We start from the raw sequence: 24,871 nt of genomic DNA, 5'->3' as shown, positions 1-24,871 counted from the left end.
GGCGCAGCCGTCGAGGTACTTCTGCCAGGCCCAGTCGTACTTGAAGGGCACGAGTTGGTTGAGGTCGGCGCGGCAGTTGATCATGCGCTTTTCGTCAACGGCGACGCGGGCGGCGGAGCCTTCGAGCTCGGCGAGGCCTTCGGCGACGTCGAGTTTGTCCAGGGCAGCCTTGGCGCGGATGATCGCGGCCGAGTCACTGGCGGTCACGTTGCGTGCCTCCAGCGCGGCGGCAGCGCCGGCGCCGTCGAGGCGGTCCATGTTGGCTTCGCTTGCATGGCCGGCGTTGGCGCCCCTGATCACCGCTGCACCGGTGTCTTCGTTGTCGACTTCATCCCAACTCAGCATCGAAATACTCCTTTCTGATCTGTTCTGACGGTGTGTGAACCCGTCCATAAATAGGCAATTTGCAGGCTTCAAGGCATTGAAATATTGCCCATAGTGTGGTCGGTAAATACCGATACTGCACACTATGTAGTGGTCTGTTCTGTTTGTGGGCACACTATATGGTGTGTAACAAGGCTGGTCAACGCACAAGATGTGCGGTCATGGGTCGCGGCCAGCCCGTCACAACGTCAGAACGCAGGGCTAGAAATCAGCAATGAATTGCACGCCGCCCACCACCGCGCCACGGGTTTGCGTGAGCCCGCCGGGGTATTTCACGTATTGCAGGTTGGGCCGCACCATCAGCCATTGGGTGGCCTGCACGCCGTAGTTGATCTCGTAGCTGTACTCGCGGCGTTGCTCGGGCACGTACAGCGGGTCGTCGATGGACGTCACACCGTTGGCGGCGTTGAGCATTTGGGTATTGCGGGTGTAGCGGTCACTGACCTGCAATTTCGATGCGCCAACACCGAAGGTGTCGTCGGGGCGTGCATCGAACGGCCCACGGTAGATCAAGCCGACCTGGATCAAATTTTTGATCACGCTCTTGTCGGGATCGTTGACCGTCAGGTTGGCGAACACATTCAACCCACGCTTGTTATTGCCATCTACCGTGGTCAGTTGTTGTTGGCCCGACAGCCACCAGCCGCTGTTGCTGGAATACATCCGATAAGGCTTCTGGGAGCTGGCGGCGTAGTTGCCGTCGGCGTCCTTGAGCATGTCCTTGGTGTCGGCGTTGGCGTAGTAGTAACCGGCGTGGTACTCGGATTTAAGGCCGTTGATTTGCGCTTTCCAGATCGCTTCGATGGGAAAGCTGGTGCCTTGGGAACCACTGATAAACGGCTTGAAGCCATTGCTGGCCTCGGCGTTGCCGGGGTTTTTGTCATAGGCGCCGACCTGCATCGCGAACTCATCGGTGAACTGGTACTTGGCGCGCACCGCCCACTGGCTGATGGGGAAGCTGTTCCACACGCCGTTCCAGTTGCCTTCCTGGGAGCCGCACAGGGTCACGTTCTGGAATTCGCAGGGGAATTGGTCGAAGTCTTCGCCATGGCCGAAGCGGCCGAGTTTCAGGGCGAATTTTCTATCGAAGAACTTTTGCTCGTACCAGAACTGCGACAGCCGCCAGGCATTGCCGCCGCCGAACACTTCCATGGTGGAGGTCAGCCCGGTGGCGTTGGGTTGGTGCACGCGGTCGTTGGTGATGTCCTTGCCATGACGCTCGCCGATGCCGATACGAAAAATCGCGTCTTGCCAGCCCAGCAGCTTTTGCAGGTCCATGTCCACGCCCAGGATCAGTTGGTCGCTCCAGCGTGCGGTGGTGTGTGAGTTGTAGCCGCCGCCGAGGTTGGAGCCGACTTCGCCGACGTATTTGAGGGTGAAGTCGTAGCCTTGTTCGGCCAACTGTGGGCGCAGGCCGTTCCAGTCGCCGAGCATGGCGGGGGCGCTGTCGGCGCAGGTGGACATGGCGCTGCAAAGCAGGGCCAGGGGGAGAGTGGTGCGCATGGAAATGCTCCTTGGATTGTTGTTTTTATTGGGTCTTGCACAAAANGGGCGCTGTCGGCGCAGGTGGACATGGCGCTGCAAAGCAGGGCCAGGGGGAGAGTGGTGCGCATGGAAATGCTCCTTGGATTGTTGTTTTTATTGGGTCTTGCACAAAACTGAGGCACACAGAGACCCCTTGTGGGAGGGGGCTTGCTCCCGATAGCAGTGGTTCAGTCGGTACATGTCTGACTGATACACCGCCATCGGGAGCAAGCCCCCTCCCACATTGGAACTGTGGTGTTAGGAAGAGAGCAGGGTGTTACTGGAGATTCACGTAGAGGCCGCCATCCACCAGCAGCGACGCGCCCGTCACGTAGCGCGCCATGTCGGAGGCAAGGAATACGATGGGCCCGGCGATGTCATCCGGCTCACCCAGGCGCCCCAGCGGCGTGCGCGAGGTCATATAGGCAAGCTTCTCCTCATCCGCCAAATCCTCCTTGTTGATATCGGTGGCAATGGTCCCCGGCAGCACCGAGTTGCAGCGAATGCCATACGGCCCCAGGGCAATTGCACAGGATTGCATCAACGAATGCAGCCCGGCCTTGGTCGGCGTGTAGTGGGTTTGCATGCCGCCGCCCACCAGGGCGCTGATGGAGCTGACCGCGATAATCGCGCCGCCACGGCCTTGGTTTTTCATCCGGTTGGCCGCCGCCTGCACGGCGAAGTAGGCGCCGTTGAGGTTGGTGTTGACGGTCTTGAGGTACACCTCGCGGGGCATATCGAGGAACGAGTGGAACGGGCAGATGCCGGCGTTGTTGACGAACACGTCGACGCTGCCGAAGGCTTTTACCGCGCCGGCCACCAGCTTGTCGCCGGTGTCTGGGTCGGCGGCATCCCCGCCCACTTCAACGGCCTGGCCGCCGAACGCCTTGATCTCTTCGATCAACGAATACGCCGCCTCGGTGCCCTGGCCGCTGCCACTGTGGCCGATCACCACACGGGCGCCCTGGCGCGCGCATTCACGAGCGGCGGCGCGGCCAATGCCACGGGAGGCACCGGTGATGATCACGGTTTTGTCTGCAAGCAACATAAAAACACTCCTTCAAAAATAAGCGGCATCAGCCGAGGTAATTGCCGTAGCCAACCATCGCGATCGCACCGAGGATCACGGCGATACCCGCCACCAGCACGCCCTTGTTGGCCGCGCTGGTGCCGTGCCATTCACGGAAATACAGGCCCCAGCAGTTGGACACGATGATGATGAATGACATGTGCAGCACCCAGGAACTGGCGTCGTTCTGCAGGCGGCTTTCGCCCATGCCATAGAAAAAGAACTGCAGGAACCACAGGGTGCCGGCGATGGCCACCAGCAGGTAGTTGCCCAGCAGCGGGGTGCTGCGGTCGGTGTAGTTACGGAAGGTGCGATTGCGCCAGTTCAACCACAGGCACCAGAGGCCGTTGGTGGTCAGGCCGCCCCACATGATCACCATAAAAGTCACGTTGTTCTGGAACAGGCTGTTGGCACCATGCTCCACCGCAGCGGCGGCCAGCGGGCGACCAGCGGAAATGCCGTAGCTGAAACACGCGCTCAACACGCCGGAGATCACCGCCACCAACATGCCCTTGCCCAGGGAAAACTCGCTGACACTGGCGAACTTCACCGCCTGGGACACTTCCCGTTCCTTGATCAACCCGGCCTTGCCGCACACCGCGATACCGATCAACGACACTGCCACACCCCACAGCACCCAATGCCCGCCCTGGGAGGCCAACATCGAGGTCAGGGTGCCTTCGGTTTCGGTGGTGAACAGGTCGCGGTACAGCGCTGGCATCAACGCGCCGAGCGCCGAGGTCAGGCCCATGATCAGCGACATGCCCAGGGACAGGCCGAGGTAGCGCATGGTCAGGCCGAAGGTCAGCCCGCCGATGCCCCACAACACGCCGAACATATACGTCCACAGCAACGTGCTGGTGTCGGCGTTGCGCAGGATGTCCACCCAACCCGGCACCGTCAGTTGCGCGGCAATCAGCGGCACGATCAACCAGGACACCAGGCCACCGGTGATCCAATAACTTTCCCAGGCCCAGCCGCGGACCTTCTTGTAAGGGATGTAGAAGCTGCCGGAAGCGAAGCCGCCGATAAAGTGCAGAATCACACCAAGGAGAATGATTTCCACGTAGTCGAATCCTTTTTATTGTTGTTGTGGGGCTATTGGTTCAAGGGCGTGTGAGTTGGAACATCGGCAGCAGGTCGACACTGATCGGCGAGGCATCCGCGTGGCTGGGCATGATGTCTTGCATGTAGTTCCACCAGCGTTGCATCAGGGCGGTGCCGGGCAGTTCATCCAGGCCGTGGGTGTCCTCGTGGGTGAGCACGGCGAACAACGCGTTGGCGGGCTCATCCAGGAAAATCCGGTAATCCACCACGCCTGCGTCGAGCAGTGCAGTGGCCAACTCGGGCCAGATCTCATCGTGGCGCCGCCGGTATTCATCGGCCTGGCCGGGGTTGAGGTGCATGCGAAAGGCGCGGGTCTGCATCATTGCGCTCCGTGGGTTGGCGTGTAGATACGCACGGCGTTGTGCAGGAAGAACTTGGCTTGCACCGCCTCGGGGTTATCGGCCATGCACTGCTTGACCAAGCCCAGGGTGGTGGCGAAATCTGCCAGGTGATCGCTGTTGGGCCAGTCGCTGCCGAAGAAGCAGCGGTCTTCGCCAAAGGCTTCCCACAGCACGGCCAAGCGGTCGTTGTAGAACGCGGTGTCGGTGATCAGGCCTTGCGGGCCGACCTGGGGGATTTCCGCCAGCTTGGCGAACACATTCGGCCGCTCGGCCAGGCGCACCAGGTCGGCGTGATAGGCCGCTTCTTCACTTTCTGGCACCTGGGCGTTGGGCAAGTGATCGACGATGATGCGCAGTTCAGGCACGGCATCGCTTAAGTGCAGCAGCGCCTTGATCAAGCGCGGGTTGGGGTTGGCGCTGTCCAGGCTACGGCCGGTGGCGGCGAGCTGGCGCAGGCCGTCGATGAAACCGGGGCGCGTCTGGTCTTCCAATAAATCGCGGTCCCACAGGTTGCCGTAGCGCAGGCCCAGGAACAGCGGTTCATCGGCCAGGGCATCAAGGTCGGCAGCGAAGCTTTCATGCAACGGGTTGAGGTTGCCGACAAAACCCAGCATGCGCGGCTCGCTGCGCAAGGTCTCCAGCAGCCAGCGGTTGTCGTCACGCCACGGGCTGGCTTCTACCGCAATCGCACCGACCACGTTGTGTTGGCTGGCCAGCGCCCAGTAATCCGTCGGTAAATGCGCGGCATACAACCGGTTGCCCGGCTCCGGCCATGGGATGCCTTGGGGGCGACGAGGGTCGAACAGATGCAGGTGGCTGTCGATGATCGGGCCGCTATAGGCGATCAGGGGCATGGGGGCAGTCCTTATCAGAGGCACATTCGCAAGGGCCCGCACGCTACCGTGCCCAGGCCCGTTTAACCAGATCAGCTCTGCAGGTACACCACGTGGGTGTGGGTGTATTCGTACAGGCCGTGCTTGCCGTCGGCGCCGCCAATACCCGATTTGCGCACACCGGCATGGAAGCCTTGCATGGCCTCGAAGTTTTCGCGGTTGACGTAGGTTTCGCCAAAATCGATCTCGCGCACGGCGTGCATGGCCTTGCCCAAATCGCGGGTGTAGATCGATGAAGTCAGGCCATAGTCGCAGTCATTGGCCATGGCGATGGCTTCGTCGAGGTCGTCGACGATCTGGATAGGCAGCACCGGGCCGAAGATCTCTTCGCGCATGATCTCCATGTCGGCGCGGCAGCCGGCCAAGACGGTTGGTTGGAAGTGAAAGCCCGCACCCAGGTCGGCAATCTGCCCGCCGCTGACCAAGGTGGCGCCCTGGCTCAATGCGGTGCGCACTTTGCGGTTGACGTTGTCCAGGCCCTGGCGGTTGATCAGCGGGCCCATTTCCACATCGGCCTGGGCAATCGGGTCGCCGTAGCGGGTGGCCGACATTGCTGCGCTGATACGCTCGATAAATTGGTCGGCGACCTTGCGCTCCACGTACACCCGTTCGGCACAGTTGCACACCTGGCCGGTGTTGATGATGCGCGAGTCGCGGATGGCTTTGACTGCCAGATCGAGGTCGGCATCGGCCAGCACGATGGCCGGCGCCTTGCCACCCAGTTCCAGGTTGAGCTTAGTGATGTTGGGCGCGGCGGCGGCCATGATCCGCGAACCTGTGGCCACGCTGCCGGTGAAGCTGATCATGTCCACACCTTTGTGGGACGTGAGTGCGCCGCCGACCTGGCCGTCACCGCAGACCACGTTGAACACGCCAGCGGGCAGGTCGGTTTCGGCGACGAGCTTGGCGAATTCAAAGCAGTTGTTCGGGGTTTCTTCGCTGGGTTTGATCACGATGGTGTTGCCGGTGAGCAGCGCCGGCGCCATTTTGCGCGCGATCAAAAAGAACGGGAAATTCCACGGCAGGATGCCCGCCACCACGCCCAAGGGTTTGCGGAACAGGAAGATGTTTTCGTTGGGGCGGTCGCTGGTGATGATCTCGCCTTCGATACGGCGTGCCCATTCGGCCATGTAGTCGAGGTAGTCGGCGGTGAAGTTGACTTCCACTTCGGCCAAGCCGCTGACCTTGCCTTGTTCGAGGGTAATGGTGCGCGCCAAGTGCGCCACGTTCTCGCGCAGTTTGGCGGCAATGCGGCGCAGGTGTCCGGCGCGTTCGATGGCGGGTTTACGCCCCCAGTCTTTTTGCGCATGGCGGGCGGCGGCGAGGGCTTGGTCGACATCGGCGGCGGTGGAGGCGGGCACCTTGGACAGCAGCGCGCCAGTGGCCGGGTTGAGCACGTCGATGTGGGCTTCGCTGGGTACGAAGCGGCCGTTGATGAAGTTTTGGTACACGGGAACAGATGACATGGGCAGCTCCTTAGTAAGTACGCGACGGGGCTTTGCTTTCGGCAAGCGGGCGGTAACGGGCGAGGGTGGCCAGGGCGCTCTGGCGCAACAGGCTGATGTCGATGGCCACCGCGATAAAGCGGCAACCCCAGGCCTGGTAGCGACGGGCGTCGTCTTCATTAGGGGCGAGGATGCCGCTGACCTTGCCGGCGGCGAGGGTGGCGTCCACCGCGTGCTTGATGCGCTCCTGCACTTCGGGGTGGCCGGGGTTGCCGGCGTGACCGAGGCCGATAGACAGGTCGGCCGGGCCGATGAATACCGCGTGCACACCTTCTACGGCGGCAATCGCTTCGACGTTTTCCACGCCCAGGCGCGACTCCACCTGCACGATCAGGCACAGCTCTTCATGGGCGGTGTTGAGGTAGTTGTCCACGCCGTCCCAGCGCGTGGCGCGGGTCAATCCGCCACCGACGCCCCGGATGCCGTGGGGCGGATAACGCATGGCGCGCACTAGGTCTTGGGCCTGCTCGGCGGTTTCCACCATCGGGATCATCAGCGTTTGCGCGCCGACGTCGAGCAGTTGCTTGATCAGACTGGCATCGCCATTCACGGCACGCACCACCGGCGCGGTGGCGTAGGGCGCCACCGTCTGCAACTGGTTGAGCACGCTGGGCACGGTGTTCGGCGCGTGTTCGCCGTCGATCAGCATCCAGTCGTAACCCAGGCTGGCGACGATCTCGGCGGCATAGCCAGTGGCGAAACCGGCCCAGATGCCGTACTGGGTGGCGTCCTGGGCGAGGGCGGCCTTGAAGCGGTTGCGGGGCATGTTCATGGCAGGTTCCCTCAGCGGTTGTATGGACGGTGCAGTTGGCAATCCGGGTTCAGGTCAACGCCGAAACCGGGCTTGTCCAGCGCCGACAAACGCATGCGGCCATTCACGGGTACTGGCTCGCCGAGCAGTTGCGGGTGGAACATTGGCACCACTTCATCGGCCTTGGGCGCCATCATCAGGAACTCGGCGAACGGGCTGTTGTGGCGGGTGGCAACGAAGTGGTAGCTGTAGACCGACGAGCCGTGGGGCACTACCAGCGCATTGTGGGCATCGGCCAGCGCCGAGATTTTCACCAATTCGGTGAGGCCGCCGCACCAGCCCACATCCGGTTGGATAATGTCGCAGCAGCCCATTTCCAGCAGCATGCGGAAACCCCAGCGGGTGGCTTCGTGCTCGCCAGTGGTGACCAGCATGCCTTTGGGTACGTTGTTGCGCAGGGCGGCGTAGCCCCAGTAATCGTCCGGCGACAGCGCTTCTTCGATCCACTTGAGCCCGTGCTCATGGGCGCCAATGGCCAACTTGGTGGCGTAGTTCAAGTCCAGGCTCATCCAGCAATCGAGCATCAGCCAGAAGTCCGGGCCGACCCGTTCGCGCATGTCGGCCAATTGTTCGAGGTTTTTGCGCAGGCCTTCTTCGCCTTCACTCGGGCCGTGGTGCAGGGGCATCTTGCCTCCGATAAAACCCATCTTCTGCGCCAGGTCCGGGCGGGCGCCGGTGGCGTAGAACTGCAATTCGTCACGCACGGCGCCGCCAAGCAATTGGTGCACCGGTTCCTGGCGGATCTTGCCGAGCAGGTCCCACAGCGCCAGGTCGACGCCGGAGATCGTATTGATCACCAGGCCCTTGCGGCCGTAGTAAAGGGTGGACTGGTACATCTGGTCCCAGATCTTTTCGATATCAGTGACGCGGGCGCCTTCGATAAAGCGCGCCAGGTGTTTCTCGACGATGTAGGCCGCCGGCTCACCGCCTGTAGTCACGGCAAAGCCCACGGTGCCGTCGCTGGCTTCGATCTCGACCACCAGGGTGCCGAGCACGTTGATGCCGAAGCTGCGGCGGCTCTGGCGGTACTCCGGGTATTTGCTCATGGGCGTTGCGATGTGGTCGTCGATCCAGTGGCCGTCGGCCTGGTCGTGGTAATCGGCGCCGCCGCCTCGCAGAACAAAGGCGCGCACGTGTTTGATGGTGAGATGACCCATGGTATGACTCCTGGATTTAAACAGTGGCCGGCGTGTTCGACGCGTTGCGGCCGGGTGAATGGATGCCCAGTACCAGTAATGCAGCCAGTACCGTGGTGGCGGACAGCAGGTACAGGCCGGCTGCCGGGGAGTGGAAGGCGCCTTCGGCCCAGTGCTTGAGCACCGGGGCGATAAACCCGCCAAGGGCGCCGAAGGAGTTGATCAATGCAATGCCGGCTGCCGCAGCGCTGCCGGCCAGGTAGCTGGAAGGGAAGGTCCAGAACACCGGCTGCACCGCGATAAACCCCGACGCGGCAAAACACAGGGCAAGCATGCCCAGCAGCGGGTTGGCGAAAGTGACTGAACAGGCAATGCCGGCGGCGGCCATCAGCAGGGTCAGGCAAGCGGTTTGACGGCGCAGGCCGGTGCGGTCGGAATAGGCCGGAATCCACCAGGCGGCGAACAGCGCACACAGCCACGGCACCGCCGAGACCAGCCCGACCATCAGGCCGACCTTGGTGCCCAGTAAGCCACCGACCTGGGTCGGCAGGTAAAACACCACGCCATACACACTGGCCTGGATCAGCAGGTACACCAGGCACAGGTACAGCACCGAGGGCTGGCAGAGCACTTTGAGCAGGCTGTGGCCGTGGGAGGCTTTGTGGTGATCCTCCTGGTCGAGCAGGCTCTGGATTTGCTGGCGTTCATCGGCGCTCAGCCATTTGGCGTCGGCGGGGCGGTTGTCCAGATAGAAGTAGGCCCAGACGCCCACCATCGAGGCCATCAAGCCTTCGACCGCAAACAGCCACTGCCAGCCGTGGATACCGCCCCAGCCGTCCATTTCCAGCAATAGGCCCGACAGCGGGCTGCCGAAGATAAACGCCAGTGGCGCGCCAAAGTAAAAGAAGCCCATGGCCTTGCCGCGCACGGCCTGGGGGAACCAGTAGGTGAGGTAGAGGATCACGCCGGGGAAGAAGCCGGCTTCGGCCACGCCCAGCAGGAAGCGCAGGATGTAGAAGCTGGTTTCGTTGTGGGCAAACACCATCGCTGCCGAGACCAGGCCCCAACTGACCATGATGCGGCACATCCACAAACGGGCGCCGACGCGGTACAGGATCAGGTTGCTGGGGACTTCCAACAGCGCGTAGCCGACGAAGAACACCCCGGCGCCGAACGCGAAGGCGGCATCGCTCAAACCGGTGTCGGCCTGGAAGGCTTGTTTGGCAAACCCGACGTTGGCGCGGTCGAGAAACGCCATGATGTACATCAACAGCAGGAAGGGCAGCAGCCGCCAGGAAATCTTGGCGAGCAGGGGCGCGGGCAGGGTTTTCATAGTGGCAGTCCGATGTTTTGTTCTTATGGGCCGGACTGTACGGCGGGCGAGCAATGCGCTACAAATCGAATCTCGCTTACAAGTGATACCTTCAAGGTATCGATAAAAGGATAAGAAATGCGTAGTCCCAGCTTGTTCAACCGCCTGCGCTACAAGCACCTGCACATGCTGGTTGCGCTCAGTTCCAGCCAGAACCTGCACCGCGCTTCCCAGGCGCTGAACATGTCGCAACCGGCGGCCACGCGCATGCTGCGCGAGATCGAGGACATGTTCGGCTGCGACCTGTTCGAGCGCTTGCCCCGGGGTATGCGCCCGACGGCGCTGGGTGCGGAGCTGATCCGCTTCGCCGAAGCTGCCTTGAGCGGGCTGGACCGTTGCGCCGAAGACCTGATCGCCCGCCAGCAGGGTGGATATGGTTATTTGTCGATTGGCACCATCATGGGCGCCGCACCCGATCTGGTGATGGACTCCATCGCCCAGATCAAGACGCTCAACCCGCAATTGCGTATCCGCATCATGGGCGACACCAGCGACCAGGTGATCCAATTGCTCGAACAGGGCCGTATCGACCTGGGGATTACCCGGCGCAACGCCGCCACCGACAGCGAGCACTACAGCTTCGAACCCCTGGGCAACGAACGCATGCTGGTGGTGGTGCACGCCGGTCATCCGCTGGTGCAGCGCGAACACTTGGAGCTGGCGGAGTTGGTGAGTGACTGGCCGTGGATCCTGCAACCGTTGACCAGCCCGGCGCGCATCGGTTTTGACCAAGCCTTGCAGGACCTGGCGTTGCCCAGCCCGGCGGATGTGATTGAGTGCAGTTCGATCTACTCGATGCAGCAATTGATCCAACTGACCGACGCGGTGATGGTGCTGTCGGAAAGTGCCCTGCGCGACTATCTGAAAATGGGCCTGGTGGTGGCCCTGCCCGTCGCGCTGGATGTACGCCTGGCGCCTTTTGGCCTGTTGCTGCGCAAGGGCGAAGGGGTGAGTCGGGAATTGGGGCTGTTTATCGACTTACTGCGCAGCAAGGCCTCGATGTTGTAAACCAAATGTTGAAAAGGGCATGGTGCGCCGGCACGATATTAAATAGAATGAATCTCATTTGAGACTCAGTCGCGCCGCGCAGGTTGCTTGCCATGAATGATGCTGTTGCTCCGACCCACGGCCCCGAACTGACCCTGTCGAGCCTGTACCGCGACCATCGCAGTTGGCTCGAAAGCTGGCTGCGCCGGCGCCTGGGCAATGCCTGGGATGCGGCGGACTTGAGCCAGGACACCTTCTTGCGGGTGTTGGCCAGTGCCCAGCCGATTGCGCAAATGCAGGAACCGCGTGCGTACCTGGTGACGGTGGGCAAGCGCCTGCTGGTCAACTTCCATCAGCGGCGCAGCCTTGAACACGCCTATCTGAATGCCTTGGCCACTTTGCCTGAGGCGTGCGTACCTTCGCCGGAACAGCGTTGGTTGATGCTCGAAACCCTGCAAGCCCTGGATGAATTGCTTGATGGTCTGCCGGTGTTGGTGCGCCGCGCCTTTTTGTGGAGCCAGCTCGAAGGCCTGGGTTACCGCGAAATTGCCGAGCGCCTGGACGTTTCCGAGCGCACGGTAAAGCGTTACATGGCCCAGGCGTATGAGCATTGCTTGCTGGTGGACCTGTGAGCCGCGACGTCGCCCGGGCGGCTGCTCAGTGGTTGGCGCTGCTGGAGTCCGGCGCGGCCACCGAGCGCGATCACGCGGCGTTGCAGCACTGGCGCGACAGCCATCCCCAGCACGAGCAGACCTGGCAAAAAGCCCAGAGCTTGCGCCAGCGTTTCGGCGGCTTGCCCAAGGCCCTGGCGATGGCCAGCCTCGACCGCCCACAACCGGGGCGACGCGCAGTGCTCAAGCGTGCCCTCGGTTTGGCGGCGCTGGTGCCGACGGCCTGGTTGATCAGCCGCCAACTGCCTATCGACGCCTGGCGCGCCGACCTGCGCACTGTCACGGGTGAGCGCAGGCGCCTGTCATTGGCCGATGGCGCCAGCCTGCAACTCAATACCGCCAGCGCGGTGGACGTGGCACCTCGACGCATTTCCCTGGTGGAGGGCGAACTGGCGCTGAGCGTGCCGGGTACGCAGGCCATCACCGTCCACACCCGTTATGGCGAGCTCAGCGTGAGCCAGGCTGAAGTCTGTGTGCGGCAGTTGGGGAGCGGTTGCCGGGTGTCAGTGCTCAAAGGCGCGGTGCAGGTGCGTGACTTGAATGGGCAACTGGCGACGTTGCAGGGGGGCCAGCAAGCGCCCCTGAACGCCCGCGGGCTCGGTGCCTGGGCGCCGTTTGATGTGCTGCAACTGGGCTGGCGCGATGGCGTGCTGACGGCGCAGAACCAACCGCTGGGGGATTTTTTGCGGGAGTTGGAGCGTTATCGGCCTGGGGTGTTGCGGTGGGATCCGCGTCTGGAACCGCTGCGTGTGACCGGCAGCTTTCGCCTCGACGACACAGACCGAATTCTCAACCTGCTGGCCTCGACATTGGGCTTCGAAGTGCAGGCGCGGACACGTTATTGGGTCACCCTAAGCTGAAATCTCCACAAACCCCCTGTGGGAGCGGGCTTGCTCGCGAAAGCGGTGTGTCAGTCAATATATCCATCACTGACACATTGCCATCGGGAGCAAGCCCCCTCCCACAGTTAGATCACATGCGCCCGCTGCAACTCGGTCAACGCCTGCACCTTGAGCTGCGCCAGCCGCGGATCACGCCGGTCCCTCGGGTGTGGCAAATCCACCCCCAATGCCTGGCGAATACTGCTCGGCCGGTTATCCATCACCAGCACCCGATCACTCAAGTACAACGCCTCGTCCACGTCATGGGTTACCAGCAGCAAGGCGATGGCATGGTGCGCGGCCAGTTGCAGCAACAGGTCTTGCAGCTTCATGCGGGTAAAGGCATCCACTGCGCTGAACGGCTCATCCAGCAACAACACTTGCGGGCGTGAATACAACCCTCGTGCAATCGCCACCCGTTGCGCCATGCCGCCGGACAACGCCTTGGGCAGTGCCTGGGCAAACCCCTTGAGGCCGACTTCCTCGATCAGTTGGGCGACCCAGGCCTTGTCGTAGTGGTTGTCATCGCTGAACCCGATGTTCTGTTCCACCGTAAGCCAGGGCATCAGCCGGGGTTCCTGGAACACAAACGCGACTTCGCCGTCCGGGCTGCGCAGTTCGCCCTGATAGTCCTTTTCCAACCCGGCGACGATGCGCAGCAAGGTGCTTTTGCCGCAACCGCTCGGGCCCAGCAGGCTGACGGCTTCGCGAGGTTGCAGAGTCAGATGAACGTCCTTGAGCACGGTGGTGCTGGCAAAGCTTTTGCGCGCCACGTGAATATCCAACAACGCTTGCGTACTCATTGGTCTGCCCCCTGAAAGGTGTCGCGCCACGCCAGGCAACGTTTCTCCAGTGCGGCCAGCAGGCCATCACTGACCTTGCCCAACAACGCCAACACGATGATGGCTGCCAGTACGATATCGGGCCGCGAAGTTTCACGCCCATCGCTGAGCAAGTAACCCAAGCCCTTGGTGGCCGCTATCAATTCGGCTGCCACCAGAAACATCCACGCCAGGCTCAGGCCGCTGCGCAACCCGGTAAACAGGCCGGGCAGGGCGGCGGGCAGCAGGATGCGGCGCACCAGCCGGCGCCGGCTGAAACCGTACATTTGCCCGACTTCCACCAGCTTGCGGTCGATATCGCGGATGGCGGCGACGCCATTGAGGTACACCGGGAAGAACGCGCCAATGGCGATCAGCACGATCTTGGAGGTTTCGTCGATGCCCAGCCACAGCAGCAACAACGGCACCCAAGCCAGGCTCGGGATCGAGCGCAGCCCGGCGAACATCGGCTCCAGGTACGCCTCGGCCTCACGGCTCAACCCCACCCAGGCGGCAAACACCAGGGCCAGGCTGGCGCCGATGGCAAAGCCCAGCAGCACCCGGCCGAGGCTGGCGCCGATGTGCTTCCACAGTGCGCCTTCGGCCAGTTGGCCCAGGGTCACGGCGATTTCACTGGGCGCCGGCATTTGGTACGACGGCAGCCAACCCACGCGCACTACGCCTTCCAGGATCAGCAGGATCAGCACTGGCAACACCAGGCCCTTGAGTCGGCGTGGCCAGGCACTGCGGTTGATCGCCACGGGCGTGGCAAGGGGTAATGCTTGGGTTTTGCTGGTCATCACGCGCCCCTTATTGTCCGAACGAGGTATCGATCAACTGGTCGATCACTTGGTCCACATTCACCCCACGGCGCACCAGTTCCTCTGACACCAGGATCGGCGCGGCAGCCTTGGAGGCCACCACATCCTTGCTGCTTAGGAACGGTGTGCCGAGGTCGGTGCGCGATAGTTGCAGCTTGGCCACTTCCAGCGGCAGGCCCGATTCATCGGCCAGCAACTTGGCGAATTCATCCGGGTGTTTTACCGCCCAGTCGCGGGCTTTTTCGTAGGCGCCGATGACCTTGGTGATGGTCTGCGGATGCTCCTTGGCGAACTTCTCGGTGACGCTGACCACGCCATAGCTGTTGAAGTCCTTGTTGCGGTACAGCAGGCGTGAACCGGCCTGGATTTCGCTGGCAGCCATGTGCGGGTCGAGGCCGGCCCAGGCGTCTACATCACCTTTCTCCAGGGCGGTGCGGCCGTCCGGGTGCTGCAAGTGCACCAACTCCACATCGTCTTTTTTCAGCCCGGCCTTTTGCAGGCTGCGCAGGGTGAACAGGTACGGGTCGGTGCCTTTGGTGGCGGCGATTTTCTTGCCCTTGAGGTCGGTGACACTGTTGAACGGCGAGTCCTTGCGTACCACCAGGGCCGTCCATTCGGCGCGGCTGTACACGTACACCGATTTGATCGGGCTGCCGTTGGCGCGACTCAATACGGCCGACAGGCTGGCGGAGGACGCAAAGTCGACGCCGCCGCTATTGAGGTATTCCAGGGAGCGGTTGCTGCCCTGGCTCAACACCCAGCCCACCTTGGAGTGGGGCAAGGCCTGCTCCAGCCAACCAAAGTGTTTGAGCACCAGGCTCACGGGCGAATAGTAGGCATAGTCCAGGTTGAGTTGCGCCGGGTCTGTTTCGGCGGCAAACGCCTGGGGTTGCAGGCACAGGGCGAGGGCGCAGGCCCCCAGTAAACGGCGGGTAAAAGGTTTCATGGAACAGCTCCGGCAAGGCGTTGAGAGAAGGCTTTCTTATATTCATAAAAATGAATTCGCACGCTCCATCATGCTTTATAGGAATATGCAGTCTCTGTGCCATCTGCTCAGGCGGCGTGTTTGCGGGAGGTGGAGGGCTTGAGGGTGTGGCGGGAGAGGGCAAATTGCTGAAGTGCTGTTGCTGGGGAAACAGTTTTCATATGTCGTTATGGAATAAATAAAGAGTTATATATTCCTTTTAAGTTTTCACTCGGTGCGGCATCTTGAGGGCCTGCGCATTCGTGCGGATTGACCCAACAGCCAAAAGGAAAGCCGACATGACCATTAAAGCGATCAACGTGCGCAACCAGTTCAAGGGCGTGATCAAGGAAATCCTGCTGGGGGAAGTGGTGTCCGAAATCGACGTGCAAACCGCGTCCGGCATCGTTACCTCAGTGATCACCACCCGCTCGGTGCGTGACCTGGAATTGAAAGTGGGCAGTGAGGTGATTGCCTTTGTGAAATCCACCGAAGTGTCGATTGCCAAGCTGTAAATGATCGCCCCAGCGTACTGCGCTGGGGGCGCCCCTTCAACGCTTGCGCAGTGCGCGCTCCATGCGTTGCAACCCTTCCTCCAGCAATGCCCGCGGGCAGCCGAAGTTCAAGCGTACGAACTGCTGGCTGTCATCGCCAAACTCAATCCCCGCGCTTAAGCCCACCTTGGCCTGCTCCAGGAAAAACTGCTGCGGGTCATCCAGGCCCAGTGCGCTGCAATCGAGCCACGCCAGGAAGGTGCCTTGGGGCGCGCGCATCACCACGCCGGGCAGGCGGGTTTGCACGGCGTCGAGCAGGTAGTCGCGGTTGGCTTGCAGGTAGTGCTTGAGCGCATCCAGCCATTCGCCGCATTGGCTGTAAGCGGCACGGGTGGCTTCCAGGCCCAGGGGGCTGACGCTGTCGACCATGCCGCAGCGAGCGTTGTTGAAGCGCTCACGGATCTCGGCGTTCTGGATCACGGCAAAGCAGGTTTTCAATCCGGCAACGTTGTAGGCCTTGCTCGCCGACATCAGGGTGATGGTGCGCGCGGCAATCTCTGGGCTGAGGCTGGCGGTGGGGATGTGGTGGCGGCCGTCGAAGCATAGCTCGGCGTGGATCTCGTCGCTGATGATCAGCGCGCCCTGTTCCAGGCAGGCATTGGCCACGGCCAGCAATTCTTCGCGGGGGAACACCTTGCCCATGGGGTTATGTGGGTTGCTCAACAGCAGCGCGCCAGCACCAGCCAACGCATCGCGCATGGCCGCGAGAGGGGTGAGGTATTCGCCGTTGACCAGCTCGAAGGGGACTTCAATCTTTGGCAGGTTCCAATTTCCCGGCGCCAGGCGGATCGGCCGGTAGTTGGGGGTTTGCAGCACCACCGGTTGGCCTGGTTGCACAAAGGCATGCAGCGCCATGTTGAAGCCCGGCTCAACGCCAGGCAAAAACAACAGCTCTTCGGGCTGCACGCGCCAGGCGTACTTGGCCCACAGGTCGGCGACGATGGCTTCACGCACATCTGTGCCTGCCACGCTGTAGCCGAGGATCTGCTGGTCGAGGCGCTCGCGCAGGGCTTGCAGTACGGCGGGCGGCGCGGCGATGTCCATGTCGGCGATCCACATCGGCAACACATCGGCCGGGTAACGATTCCATTTGGTGCTGCCGGTGCCTTGGCGGGGGTGGAGCGTGTCGAAATCAAAGCTCATGGAGGGGCTCGTGTCTGGGTGGCGCAGGAATGGCGCTGATTCTAGCGCCATTTAATTTATGGGTCAGGGTTGATTGCGTTGGGCAACTGTCTGCAGGCGCTGCTAAAGACAGCGCCTGCGATGCCGTCAGGCTGTGGGGCGCGGATAAGTATGATCAAACGGCGATTTTGGCTGTTTGATGAGTGCGTCTATCCAGTCCTCGTGCAGAGGACTGGTAGCACCATCGATTTTCACGCCCTCAGACTCCCACTTCACCATTTTTTCTTGCAATTGCTTTATGTACTCGTTGGCTGGGCAGGCAATATCTGCCCATGGGTCGACGATCCAGGCATCTGCCCAATGGGGTTCGCTGAAATCAATAGTTGCAGCTGGCGCTCTCGAGGGGCCGCCCACGACAGTGAAGGCATGCTCGCCGCTTGCGTTCCAATGGTAGGCTCGACCTCCGCTCTTGCGGATGATGTCCTTTGCCAGCAAGCTCATTTCGTAGCAGTTTCCTGCACCGGTCTTGACGACCCTGTCTGCGTCGCCGAGCGCGGATTGGCGTAGCCAACGAATGACAATACTCGCGGCATCTGAACGCAACGCGTCCTGCGGCGAGAGAAGCTTGTTGCCCGCACCCAGGCCGGTAGCGTTGAGAGAATGATCAACCGAAATTTTGGCTTGCTCGGCATAGAACTTGTTTTGCTGTTCAACGCTTCTGTTCGTAAAACCTGCTGGTGTGTCCAGGGCGCTCGCTTGATAGGGTTTTAGCGCCACAGGGATTTGTTTTATTGCACCTTTTTGTTGTAACGCAAAGACGATTTCGCGTTTTTGCTCAGGGCCTAGGCTACTGCACGACTTGCGTAGCGCCTGTATCTGAGTTTTCGAATAACCGGCCGCTTCCAAGTCTCGAAAAGCATCTTGAAGTTTTGGCAGTAATACAAAAGGCGCCTCAATCTGTTTTTTCGCTGCTCGTTGGAAACCGGCAAACTTATTTCGGTATCCATCCACAAGCACTCTCTCGCGAGTGGTGCACTTTTTGAATGTCGCCTTGCCTGCCCTGATATCGTCCAACCGGGCGTAATAAAATTCAGCGGTATCTGCTTCCAATACCAGGAATTTCGTCGAGCCGCCGGGTGTCTGTTGGTCGATCAACAAGGCTCTGAGTTCACGTTGGTCATTGCTGGCGTCGCTGATCCTATCCAGCTTGAACACCATCGACTCCTCCTCCAGCGTGCCGGTGGGAACGCCTTTGATAAAGCCAAAACCCGGGGCTTTTTGAACGGTTGCGGGGATTTGATCGTTGTAGACGATGCGGTCTATGTTGCCCGTCGGCACCAGTCGGTTACCTGCATCGGTCTGGAGCACTTTGTGCAGGCGTCTTTCGTACACGACAAACTGATCCCCGTCGGCGCTTGAGGGCTTACTGGGGAACAATCGCTTGTGCTCCAGGGCCTGTAATTCGCTGCTGTCGGCTAAAGGGGAAACAATCTTGGCGTAGCATTCGTCATTGGCACCGCGCTTTGCCCTTGCGCCGGTAGTGGGCGCAGGGCAAATAGCCTCGAAATCATCCAGCGTCTTGGCGTGACCCGCAGACTCCAGGTCGGTCAGCTGATCGGGTTTGTCCGGGTTGAAGCGGTAGACCTTTTCGCCGTCGACAATGTCGTAACCTTTGCTGCGCGGTAGCGCGTAGGCGTTGTCACTCAACGGGCGATCAAGCAGTAGTGCCTCGGTACCATCTGCGAAAACTTCACGTTGCAAGCCTATAGCGCTATCGGATCGGAAGTTAGGCAGCGCTACTCCATAGGCTTGGCCGCTGACTGAGTCCACGGCATACCATTTATCGACGCCATCAAATTTCGCCAGCACGCTTGTCGCTTCCCCGGTGTCGCCCAGCAATTTGACGGTACCCGTGGCCATGTCATTTGTTGCCGTCTTGAGTAACGCGCCGGCACCGACGCCCTGCGCCGTATTTTTCGCCGCGATGCGAGCGCTGCCACTGGTGAATGTGGGGATCGTGGAGTAGAAGGACTTGGCCGCTTTGCCGCTGGCCATCAACCCGACCAGGTCGTCGGTTGATCGACTGGCTTTCCTCAATATGTTGAACAGCTTGGTCGCGTTTGTGAGGTTGTGGCCGAATGCGCGAAAGCCCTGTGATCCGGGGAGGAAGGTCAGTGCGCCATCGATGATGAAGCTGTTGATCGCTTGCAATGCATCGCCATTGATTGCGTGTTTCAAGGTGGTTGCGAAGGGAATCAAACCTAGCGCCGCGTCTGCGCCAGCTCGCTGGTAGCGATGAGTTTGTTCCAGGCCGCTTTCGCCATTGGCCTGTTCCCATAATCTTTCTTTGTCGGGAAGTAGAAACTGGGTAACGGCAAAATCGGCCAGCGCTTTGTTTTTGTTACCGATGAAGGACAGGTCCGCTGAGGTGTCGCTGGGGAGGCGCTGCCAAACAAACCGCGGCATGATTTCCCTGACCCGGACCTCTGAAAACTCCCCTGATCGAGGCGCGTCGTCGCTGTTGTAGGCCTGCCAGTCGAATGCTTGCCTGGCATTGGCTTGATAAAGGGCCATACCTCCATGGGTGGTGTGTGACGTCAACTTGTCAGGCAGGTCGGTGCGGATCTGGATTTCTCCCTTATAAGGGAAAACTTCGTAATAGGTGATTTTTGACGCGTGTTCTGAACGAATGATGAACCCATGCTTACCTTGGCTGGCGTCGATTTCGGCCTTGCTGAGGGCGTGAGTGGGGGCCGACGTCACGGCTTTGCCAACCGTGTAAAACGTCTGCGTGCCGTGTTGCAGGCTGTGCCGATCTTGTGCCGGCAGTTTCGAGAGCAGTTCCCTGACAAGGGTGTTAGTTCCCTGTCGTAGGCTGTTGTAGTAGAAGTCAAATTCGTTTTTGAATTCGAATTGTACGATGTTGAGCTGACTGAACTGCTTCTCAATGGGCCCCATGGGAAAGTTGGAGCTGATTGACCGCCACAGGCCAGCCTTGAGTTTGCCCGTCATGTGTGCGTCCAGCAGGCTATAGAAGTGGTTTTTGTCGTACTCGGTATTAGCTGGCGTGGACTGTAGTACTTTGCGCTCGAAGTCAATGCCATCGCCGTAGACACGCTTGAGATCATCCAGGGCAACCTGCCTACGATCGCGCAATGGCTCACTCAATTGTTTGCTCGCGCGCACCAGAGAGGACGGTTGCTCCTGAAAGTCCCGTTGGGCGCGCTGGATCTCGAACTTTGTATAGTTGCCATCGGCCCTTTTAGTGAGTTCGCCACTGGTAACGGCCCAGTCCAGCAACGCGTCGCGCCGGGCTATCAGTGCATTTGCACTGTCGTGCTCGGTAATGGGGTCTGTGCCGGCAAAATCCATGACGTGTTTGAAGGTCATCGTTGCGCTGCTGCCCGGTGCAATGTGTTCAATACGCGCAACGGCGCTGCTGAACGTCACCCATTGATGGGATCCGTAGGCAAGGCTGTCCGGTAGGTCCTTGACCAGAAACTGTGGCGCAACCCGTGACAGCATCAAGTAGCTCATGGCCCGGGCATGACTGTCCTTGACGGAGGCATTGCTGATCAAATGATCATCGAGGGCTTTCATGATGGTTTCGGGTGACTTGCCGAAATTATCCGGATGGTCCAAGGCGAAACCGCTAATTGTATTGCGCGGGTTGCCGGCTTGAGGGTCCAGGTTCAGCACCAGCGCTGCCATCACCAGTTCGCGGGCGCTTGTGCTGGTGGGTAGAACGCCCAGCTGTGCCTCGAGCTTTTTACCCAGTTGAATGGCCTTGGGCTGAGCCAGCAGATGCTCAAGCATGTGGCGCGGCGCCACGGCCAGCGTGCTGGAGCACCGCTGTGACGTATGGCTTGAATAATCACGGGATGCAGGGTTTGAAGGCGTAGAGGACGTTTCGAGGCACGTGGATGTTCGAGTGAATGGGGGCGTTATGTCTGTTTTTACGACATCTTGGGAGGTGTATTTGAAGCCCAATCTGTCTTGGGTTTTGAGTGGACCTCGTGTGGTGCTGGTCTGCTTGGGTTTCTTCAGCGCCTCCTGGACATTGGTGTCGTCCAGCGAAATCCCTTCCAGATTATCGAGCAGGCCCCCCTTGGTTTTGTCCACCCATGCGCCAACCCCTTGTATGACCTGTGATCGCAGGTCCGACGTCAGGGGGATATCACGCGATAGCAACCCCCAGAAGTCACGGTCTTGAGGCTGTGGAGGTGGGGCAAAAGCAATCGCGTCGTGCAGGTTCTGCAGGTCGCTTGCCTGGGTCGGCATGATCCAGCCGTTGCGATTGATAAGCCAGTCCAGACTTCGCCACGTGGTTTCGGTTTGCCCAAGTTCCCGTCCCAATGAAGAATTTGTCCGAACGGCGAATTGGGTTTGCTTCAGATCAACCAGCTTATCGCTGGAGTCTTTTGCCGCTGCACTCAACGCGTTGAGCAGGGCTTGTCGGGTTTCCACATTGGCCGCTGCTGGCGACTGGGTTGATAGAACCTGCGGCTGAATATTCTGAGTGCCTGACGCTGAGTCTGGTGTTTGCGTGGTGCTTGGTGGCGGCGTGATGTGGGGGACGTGTTGGGTTGGTTGAATAACTGGTGAACTCATTAAGACGGGCCTTCTCGATTAAACACAGTACTGGATGTGCGGGGTGCCGGCGTACACAGGTTTTCTGGTTACTGTGTGATGTTTGAGAGAGCACGGTTCCTTGAGCAAAGGAGGGGATTTGTGTAACTCGCCAATTGGTTTTTGGGTTGATGGTGGAACTGCTTCATGGCCGTTCTGTGACCGACAAGTTCTGTAATAAAAACGCCATTGTGCTGGGGATTAAAACCGGGACGAGCTATTTTGGTGCACCTCAATAAATAGAGTAGCCATGGATGAAATACCAACCCTTCAGCCGTACCCTGATTGCCACTGCGCTGGTGTTGACGGTCAGCGGTGTGCAAGCCGCTTCCCAAGCCCCGGTGGCCGGTGAAAACGGCATGGTGGTCACGGCCCAGCATTTGGCCACTCATGTTGGCGTGGATGTACTCAAGGCTGGCGGCAACGCGGTGGATGCCGCCGTGGCCGTGGGCTACGCGCTGGCGGTGGTGTACCCGGCGGCGGGTAACCTGGGCGGCGGCGGTTTCATGACCGTGCAACTGGCCGATGGGCGCAAGACCTTCCTCGACTTCCGCGAAAAAGCCCCGTTGGCAGCGACTGCCAATATGTATTTGGATAAGGACGGCAACGTCATCGAAGGCCTCAGCGCCAAGGGCCACTTGGCGGTTGGCGTACCCGGCACCGTTTCGGGCATGGAGCTGGCCCTGAGCAAATACGGCACCCTCAAGCGTGCCCAAGTGATTGCCCCGGCGATCAAGCTGGCGGAAAACGGCTTTGCGCTGGAGCAGGGCGATATCGACCTGCTGCACACCGCCACCGGCGAATTCGAAAAAGACAAGGACCTGCGCGGTATCTTCCTGCACAACGGCCAGCCGATGCAGGTTGGCCAGAAGTTGGTGCAGAAAGACCTGGCCAAGACCCTCAAGGAAATCTCGGCCAAGGGCAGCGCCGGTTTCTATAAAGGCTGGGTCGCCAAGGCCCTGGTGGATTCGAGCCAGGCTGGCAAAGGCATCATCACCCAGGCGGATCTCGACACGTACAAGACCCGCGAACTGGCCCCCATCGAGTGTGACTACCGTGGCTACCACGTGGTCTCGGCGCCGCCTCCGAGCTCCGGCGGCGTGGTGATCTGCCAGATCATGAACATCCTCGAAGGCTACCCGATGGCCGACTTGGGCTACCACTCGGCCCAGGGCCTGCACTACCAGATCGAAGCGATGCGCCACGCCTACGTGGACCGTAACAGCTACCTGGGCGACCCGGATTTTGTGAAGAACCCGATTGCCCACCTGCTGGACAAGGACTACGCCGCCAAGCTGCGCGCCGCCATCGAGCCGCAGAAAGCCGGAGACTCCCAGGCAATCAAGCCGGGTGTGTCGCCCCATGAAGGCAATAACACCACCCACTATTCCATCGTCGACAAGTGGGGCAACGCGGTGTCCGTCACCTACACCCTCAACGACTGGTTTGGTGCGGGCGTGATGGCGAGCAAGACCGGGGTGATCCTCAACGATGAAATGGACGATTTCACCGTCAAGGTCGGCGTGCCGAACATGTACGGGCTGGTGCAGGGCGAAGCTAACGCTATCGCACCGGGCAAGGCGCCACTGTCGTCGATGAGCCCGACCATCGTGACCAAGGATGGCAAGGCGGTGATGGTGGTGGGTACGCCGGGTGGCAGTCGCATCATTACGGCGACGTTGCTGACGATCCTGAATGTCATCGACTACAAGATGAATATCCAGGAGGCCGTGGACGCACCGCGTTTCCATCAGCAGTGGATGCCGGACACCACCAACCTTGAGACCTTTGCCGTGAGCCCGGATACCCAGAAGATTCTGGAAAGCTGGGGGCATAAGTTTGCCGGCCCGCAAGACGCCAATCACTTGGCGGCGATCCTGGTAGGCGCGCCGTCTCTGGATGGCAAGCCGGTGGGCAACAACCGTTTCTACGGGGCCAATGACCCGCGTCGTAACACGGGGCTGTCGCTGGGTTACTAACGCCTGACGCGGTCAAAATGTGGGAGCGGGCTTGCTCGCGAAGGCGCAGTGTCAGACGAAGATGTTTTGCCTGATCCACCGCTTTCGCGAGCAAGCCCGCTCCCACAGGGGCGCAGTGTTACGCCTGAAGCAGTTGTTGCACCGCTGAAAACGCCGCGTTTCTGCGCGCCTCCCAACCCCCCCGAATCACCGCCACCGGCTGTTGATGCACCTGCATCCACGCCAGGCTATCCTCGAAAAACGCCCGGCGATCCGCCAATTCTGGCTGGCAGCGCTGGCCATCGGCGGTCCATTCCACATCCTCCGGCGATAACAGCAGGTGCAGGTCGTAGCGACGGGCCAGCAGTTCGCTGTCGAGCCATGCGGGGTAGTCGCCAAACAAGGTTTGGCTCCAGAGCTTGTTGGTTAGCAAATGGGTATCAAGGATCAACAGGTTTGGCCTTTCGGCACGGGCGGCGTCTTCCCAGGCCAGTTGGCCATGGGCGATGTCCGGGATATCCGCCAGGCAGGTATCGCGTTGATGGTGGTCGATGAAATAGCGCACGTATTCGCCGACCATCAAACCGCCGAAGTGCGCGTGCAACTGCGCGGCCAACCAACTTTTACCGCTGGACTCGGGGCCCGCCAGTACCACCACCTTCATGGTTGCAACGCCGGGTCGGCGCGCCACTCGCGCCAGCCTTGTACGGCGATCACGGTGAACAGGGCATAGAGGCCAGCGGTGAGGTAAAGGCCTTTGTAGAGGAACAGGCCGACGAAGATCACATCCACGGCAATCCACAGCGGCCAGCATTGCACGCGCTTTTGCGCCATCCACAGTTGCGCCACCAGGCTGAAACCGGTGAGGGCGGCATCGAGCCATGGCTGGGCCGCATCGGTCCAGTGCGCCATGGCCGCGCCGAGCAACAGGCTGCCCACGGCGCCTACGGCCAGGCTGGCCATGATCGCCGGTAGCTCCAGACTGGTCACCTGGCGGCCTTGCTTGACCTCGCCAGCGCGGGTCCATTGCCACCAGCCGTAGACTTGCAGCGCGGCGTAGACCACTTGCAGCAGCATGTCGGAATAGAGCTTCACGTCATAAAACACCCAGGTGTACAGCAGCACCATCACCAGGCCGATGGGCCAGCACCAGGGGTTTTGCTTGACCGTCAGCCAGACAGCGATCACCCCCAGGGCGGCGGCGAACAGTTCAAGCCCGGACATGGCAGTTCCTTGGGGAGAGTGGGAGAGGGCGGGGATTGTAACCAAAGAAGATTGGTGTAGGAATTAGCTGTTGTTTTGAGCGTAATTGCTGTGGTGA

General features: G+C 60.6%; 21 protein-coding genes and 1 pseudogene. 5 read left to right on the top strand and 17 right to left on the bottom strand.

Translation table 11 applies throughout. From position 1 onward, the window contains the following. The 10 genes and pseudogenes from ACLD1Y_RS04930 to ACLD1Y_RS04885 form a co-directional block, all read right to left on the bottom strand. Nucleotides 1–345: pseudogene (locus ACLD1Y_RS04930) on the bottom strand (ribonucleotide-diphosphate reductase subunit beta); the annotation flags it as partial. 240 nt (nucleotides 346–585) lie between these two features. After that, complete coding sequence (locus ACLD1Y_RS04925; RefSeq protein ID WP_429475994.1) at nucleotides 586–1,887, bottom strand: carbohydrate porin; 1,302 nt, start codon at nucleotides 1,885–1,887, stop codon at nucleotides 586–588. A 298-nt stretch (nucleotides 1,888–2,185) separates the two neighbouring features. After that, a complete protein-coding gene (locus tag ACLD1Y_RS04920) occupies nucleotides 2,186–2,956 on the bottom strand; it encodes an SDR family NAD(P)-dependent oxidoreductase (protein WP_429475992.1) in 771 nt (256 codons plus the stop codon). Between the two features lie 28 nt (nucleotides 2,957–2,984). Continuing rightward, nucleotides 2,985–4,043, bottom strand: a complete 1,059-nt coding sequence (gene rhaT, locus ACLD1Y_RS04915) for an L-rhamnose/proton symporter RhaT (protein ID WP_429475990.1) — start codon at nucleotides 4,041–4,043, stop codon at nucleotides 2,985–2,987. A 40-nt stretch (nucleotides 4,044–4,083) separates the two neighbouring features. Next, nucleotides 4,084–4,404: an L-rhamnose mutarotase gene (gene rhaM, locus ACLD1Y_RS04910; RefSeq protein WP_429476002.1), complete on the bottom strand. Its 321-nt coding sequence runs from the start codon at nucleotides 4,402–4,404 to the stop codon at nucleotides 4,084–4,086. Next, nucleotides 4,404–5,279, bottom strand: coding sequence for an amidohydrolase family protein (locus ACLD1Y_RS04905; protein ID WP_429475988.1), 876 nt, complete (start codon nucleotides 5,277–5,279; stop codon nucleotides 4,404–4,406). The genes rhaM and ACLD1Y_RS04905 overlap by 1 nt, the downstream gene beginning before the upstream one ends. Before the next feature lie 71 nt (nucleotides 5,280–5,350). Further along, on the bottom strand, nucleotides 5,351–6,784 hold the full coding sequence (gene aldA, locus ACLD1Y_RS04900; protein ID WP_429475986.1) for an aldehyde dehydrogenase: 1,434 nt from the start codon (nucleotides 6,782–6,784) through the stop codon (nucleotides 5,351–5,353). Between the two features lie 10 nt (nucleotides 6,785–6,794). After that, nucleotides 6,795–7,595, bottom strand: coding sequence for an HpcH/HpaI aldolase family protein (locus tag ACLD1Y_RS04895; protein WP_429475984.1), 801 nt, complete (start codon nucleotides 7,593–7,595; stop codon nucleotides 6,795–6,797). 11 nt (nucleotides 7,596–7,606) lie between these two features. Further along, on the bottom strand, nucleotides 7,607–8,791 hold the full coding sequence (gene rhmD, locus ACLD1Y_RS04890; RefSeq protein WP_429475982.1) for an L-rhamnonate dehydratase: 1,185 nt from the start codon (nucleotides 8,789–8,791) through the stop codon (nucleotides 7,607–7,609). Nucleotides 8,792–8,807: 16 nt separating this feature from the next. Then, nucleotides 8,808–10,103 (bottom strand): MFS transporter, encoded by a 1,296-nt coding sequence (locus ACLD1Y_RS04885; protein ID WP_429475980.1) that lies wholly within the window; start codon nucleotides 10,101–10,103, stop codon nucleotides 8,808–8,810. Between the two features lie 117 nt (nucleotides 10,104–10,220). Here ACLD1Y_RS04885 and ACLD1Y_RS04880 point away from each other — a divergent pair, with 117 nt between their 5' ends. The 3 genes from ACLD1Y_RS04880 to ACLD1Y_RS04870 all read left to right on the top strand — a co-directional run bounded on the left by ACLD1Y_RS04880 (nucleotide 10,221) and on the right by ACLD1Y_RS04870 (nucleotide 12,660). Beyond that, nucleotides 10,221–11,150 (top strand): LysR family transcriptional regulator, encoded by a 930-nt coding sequence (locus ACLD1Y_RS04880; RefSeq protein ID WP_429475978.1) that lies wholly within the window; start codon nucleotides 10,221–10,223, stop codon nucleotides 11,148–11,150. Nucleotides 11,151–11,242: 92 nt separating this feature from the next. Next, on the top strand, nucleotides 11,243–11,761 hold the full coding sequence (locus tag ACLD1Y_RS04875; protein WP_429475976.1) for a sigma-70 family RNA polymerase sigma factor: 519 nt from the start codon (nucleotides 11,243–11,245) through the stop codon (nucleotides 11,759–11,761). Then, the gene (locus ACLD1Y_RS04870; RefSeq protein WP_429475974.1) at nucleotides 11,758–12,660 is read left to right on the top strand and encodes a FecR domain-containing protein; all 903 of its coding nucleotides are present in this window, start codon (nucleotides 11,758–11,760) and stop codon (nucleotides 12,658–12,660) included. Before ACLD1Y_RS04875 ends, ACLD1Y_RS04870 begins: the two co-directional genes overlap by 4 nt. A gap of 107 nt (nucleotides 12,661–12,767) precedes the next feature. On the opposite strand, the gene ACLD1Y_RS04865 is transcribed toward ACLD1Y_RS04870, so the two are convergent. The 3 genes from ACLD1Y_RS04865 to ACLD1Y_RS04855 are packed head-to-tail and all read right to left on the bottom strand — an operon-like array spanning nucleotide 12,768 to nucleotide 15,269. Next, nucleotides 12,768–13,484 (bottom strand): ABC transporter ATP-binding protein, encoded by a 717-nt coding sequence (locus tag ACLD1Y_RS04865; RefSeq protein WP_429475972.1) that lies wholly within the window; start codon nucleotides 13,482–13,484, stop codon nucleotides 12,768–12,770. Next, nucleotides 13,481–14,302 (bottom strand): ABC transporter permease, encoded by an 822-nt coding sequence (locus tag ACLD1Y_RS04860; RefSeq protein WP_429475970.1) that lies wholly within the window; start codon nucleotides 14,300–14,302, stop codon nucleotides 13,481–13,483. The genes ACLD1Y_RS04865 and ACLD1Y_RS04860 overlap by 4 nt, the downstream gene beginning before the upstream one ends. Nucleotides 14,303–14,312: 10 nt before the next feature. Further along, nucleotides 14,313–15,269, bottom strand: a complete 957-nt coding sequence (locus ACLD1Y_RS04855) for an aliphatic sulfonate ABC transporter substrate-binding protein (RefSeq protein ID WP_429475968.1) — start codon at nucleotides 15,267–15,269, stop codon at nucleotides 14,313–14,315. 317 nt (nucleotides 15,270–15,586) lie between these two features. On the opposite strand from ACLD1Y_RS04855, the gene ACLD1Y_RS04850 reads away from it, so the two are divergent. Next, the gene (locus tag ACLD1Y_RS04850; protein ID WP_003173733.1) at nucleotides 15,587–15,802 is read left to right on the top strand and encodes a TOBE domain-containing protein; all 216 of its coding nucleotides are present in this window, start codon (nucleotides 15,587–15,589) and stop codon (nucleotides 15,800–15,802) included. 36 nt (nucleotides 15,803–15,838) lie between these two features. Here the strand turns inward: ACLD1Y_RS04850 and ACLD1Y_RS04845 are convergent, their stop codons facing one another. Continuing rightward, a complete protein-coding gene (locus ACLD1Y_RS04845; RefSeq protein ID WP_429475962.1) occupies nucleotides 15,839–16,984 on the bottom strand; it encodes a MalY/PatB family protein in 1,146 nt (381 codons plus the stop codon). A 126-nt stretch (nucleotides 16,985–17,110) separates the two neighbouring features. Beyond that, on the bottom strand, nucleotides 17,111–21,574 hold the full coding sequence (locus tag ACLD1Y_RS04840) for a hypothetical protein (protein WP_429475960.1): 4,464 nt from the start codon (nucleotides 21,572–21,574) through the stop codon (nucleotides 17,111–17,113). Between the two features lie 272 nt (nucleotides 21,575–21,846). Between ACLD1Y_RS04840 and ggt the strand changes: the two genes are divergently transcribed. Further along, the gene (gene ggt, locus ACLD1Y_RS04835; protein WP_429475958.1) at nucleotides 21,847–23,571 is read left to right on the top strand and encodes a gamma-glutamyltransferase; all 1,725 of its coding nucleotides are present in this window, start codon (nucleotides 21,847–21,849) and stop codon (nucleotides 23,569–23,571) included. Nucleotides 23,572–23,689: 118 nt separating this feature from the next. On the opposite strand, the gene ACLD1Y_RS04830 is transcribed toward ggt, so the two are convergent. Together ACLD1Y_RS04830 and pnuC are read right to left on the bottom strand one after the other, a co-directional pair. Then, nucleotides 23,690–24,214 (bottom strand): AAA family ATPase, encoded by a 525-nt coding sequence (locus ACLD1Y_RS04830; protein WP_429475956.1) that lies wholly within the window; start codon nucleotides 24,212–24,214, stop codon nucleotides 23,690–23,692. Beyond that, nucleotides 24,211–24,774, bottom strand: a complete 564-nt coding sequence (pnuC, locus tag ACLD1Y_RS04825; RefSeq protein ID WP_429475954.1) for a nicotinamide riboside transporter PnuC — start codon at nucleotides 24,772–24,774, stop codon at nucleotides 24,211–24,213. Before pnuC ends, ACLD1Y_RS04830 begins: the two co-directional genes overlap by 4 nt. Between the last annotated feature and the right edge of the window lie 97 nt (nucleotides 24,775–24,871).

It is taken from the genome of Pseudomonas sp. 18175 (assembly GCF_050432925.1).
Taxonomy (GTDB): Bacteria; Pseudomonadota; Gammaproteobacteria; order Pseudomonadales; family Pseudomonadaceae; genus Aquipseudomonas.
Note: the sequence above shows the minus strand (reverse complement) of the source record. Positions and strands in the feature narration are given on the sequence as shown.

What these genes read in the sequence shown, in the direction of transcription:
- ACLD1Y_RS04925 (WP_429475994.1), bottom strand. Translation starts at nt 1,887, where the DNA reads ATGCGCACCACTCTCCCCCTGGCCCTGCTTTGCAGCGCCATGTCCACC.
- pnuC (WP_429475954.1), bottom strand. Translation starts at nt 24,774, where the DNA reads ATGTCCGGGCTTGAACTGTTCGCCGCCGCCCTGGGGGTGATCGCTGTC.
- ACLD1Y_RS04855 (WP_429475968.1), bottom strand. Translation starts at nt 15,269, where the DNA reads ATGAAACCTTTTACCCGCCGTTTACTGGGGGCCTGCGCCCTCGCCCTG.
- rhaM (WP_429476002.1), bottom strand. Translation starts at nt 4,404, where the DNA reads ATGCAGACCCGCGCCTTTCGCATGCACCTCAACCCCGGCCAGGCCGAT.
- ACLD1Y_RS04895 (WP_429475984.1), bottom strand. Translation starts at nt 7,595, where the DNA reads ATGAACATGCCCCGCAACCGCTTCAAGGCCGCCCTCGCCCAGGACGCC.
- ACLD1Y_RS04865 (WP_429475972.1), bottom strand. Translation starts at nt 13,484, where the DNA reads ATGAGTACGCAAGCGTTGTTGGATATTCACGTGGCGCGCAAAAGCTTT.
- aldA (WP_429475986.1), bottom strand. Translation starts at nt 6,784, where the DNA reads ATGTCATCTGTTCCCGTGTACCAAAACTTCATCAACGGCCGCTTCGTA.
- ACLD1Y_RS04840 (WP_429475960.1), bottom strand. Translation starts at nt 21,574, where the DNA reads ATGAGTTCACCAGTTATTCAACCAACCCAACACGTCCCCCACATCACG.
- rhmD (WP_429475982.1), bottom strand. Translation starts at nt 8,791, where the DNA reads ATGGGTCATCTCACCATCAAACACGTGCGCGCCTTTGTTCTGCGAGGC.
- ACLD1Y_RS04830 (WP_429475956.1), bottom strand. Translation starts at nt 24,214, where the DNA reads ATGAAGGTGGTGGTACTGGCGGGCCCCGAGTCCAGCGGTAAAAGTTGG.
- ACLD1Y_RS04920 (WP_429475992.1), bottom strand. Translation starts at nt 2,956, where the DNA reads ATGTTGCTTGCAGACAAAACCGTGATCATCACCGGTGCCTCCCGTGGC.
- ACLD1Y_RS04880 (WP_429475978.1), top strand. Translation starts at nt 10,221, where the DNA reads ATGCGTAGTCCCAGCTTGTTCAACCGCCTGCGCTACAAGCACCTGCAC.
- ACLD1Y_RS04845 (WP_429475962.1), bottom strand. Translation starts at nt 16,984, where the DNA reads ATGAGCTTTGATTTCGACACGCTCCACCCCCGCCAAGGCACCGGCAGC.
- ACLD1Y_RS04905 (WP_429475988.1), bottom strand. Translation starts at nt 5,279, where the DNA reads ATGCCCCTGATCGCCTATAGCGGCCCGATCATCGACAGCCACCTGCAT.
- ACLD1Y_RS04860 (WP_429475970.1), bottom strand. Translation starts at nt 14,302, where the DNA reads ATGACCAGCAAAACCCAAGCATTACCCCTTGCCACGCCCGTGGCGATC.
- ACLD1Y_RS04885 (WP_429475980.1), bottom strand. Translation starts at nt 10,103, where the DNA reads ATGAAAACCCTGCCCGCGCCCCTGCTCGCCAAGATTTCCTGGCGGCTG.
- ACLD1Y_RS04850 (WP_003173733.1), top strand. Translation starts at nt 15,587, where the DNA reads ATGACCATTAAAGCGATCAACGTGCGCAACCAGTTCAAGGGCGTGATC.
- ACLD1Y_RS04875 (WP_429475976.1), top strand. Translation starts at nt 11,243, where the DNA reads ATGAATGATGCTGTTGCTCCGACCCACGGCCCCGAACTGACCCTGTCG.
- ggt (WP_429475958.1), top strand. Translation starts at nt 21,847, where the DNA reads ATGAAATACCAACCCTTCAGCCGTACCCTGATTGCCACTGCGCTGGTG.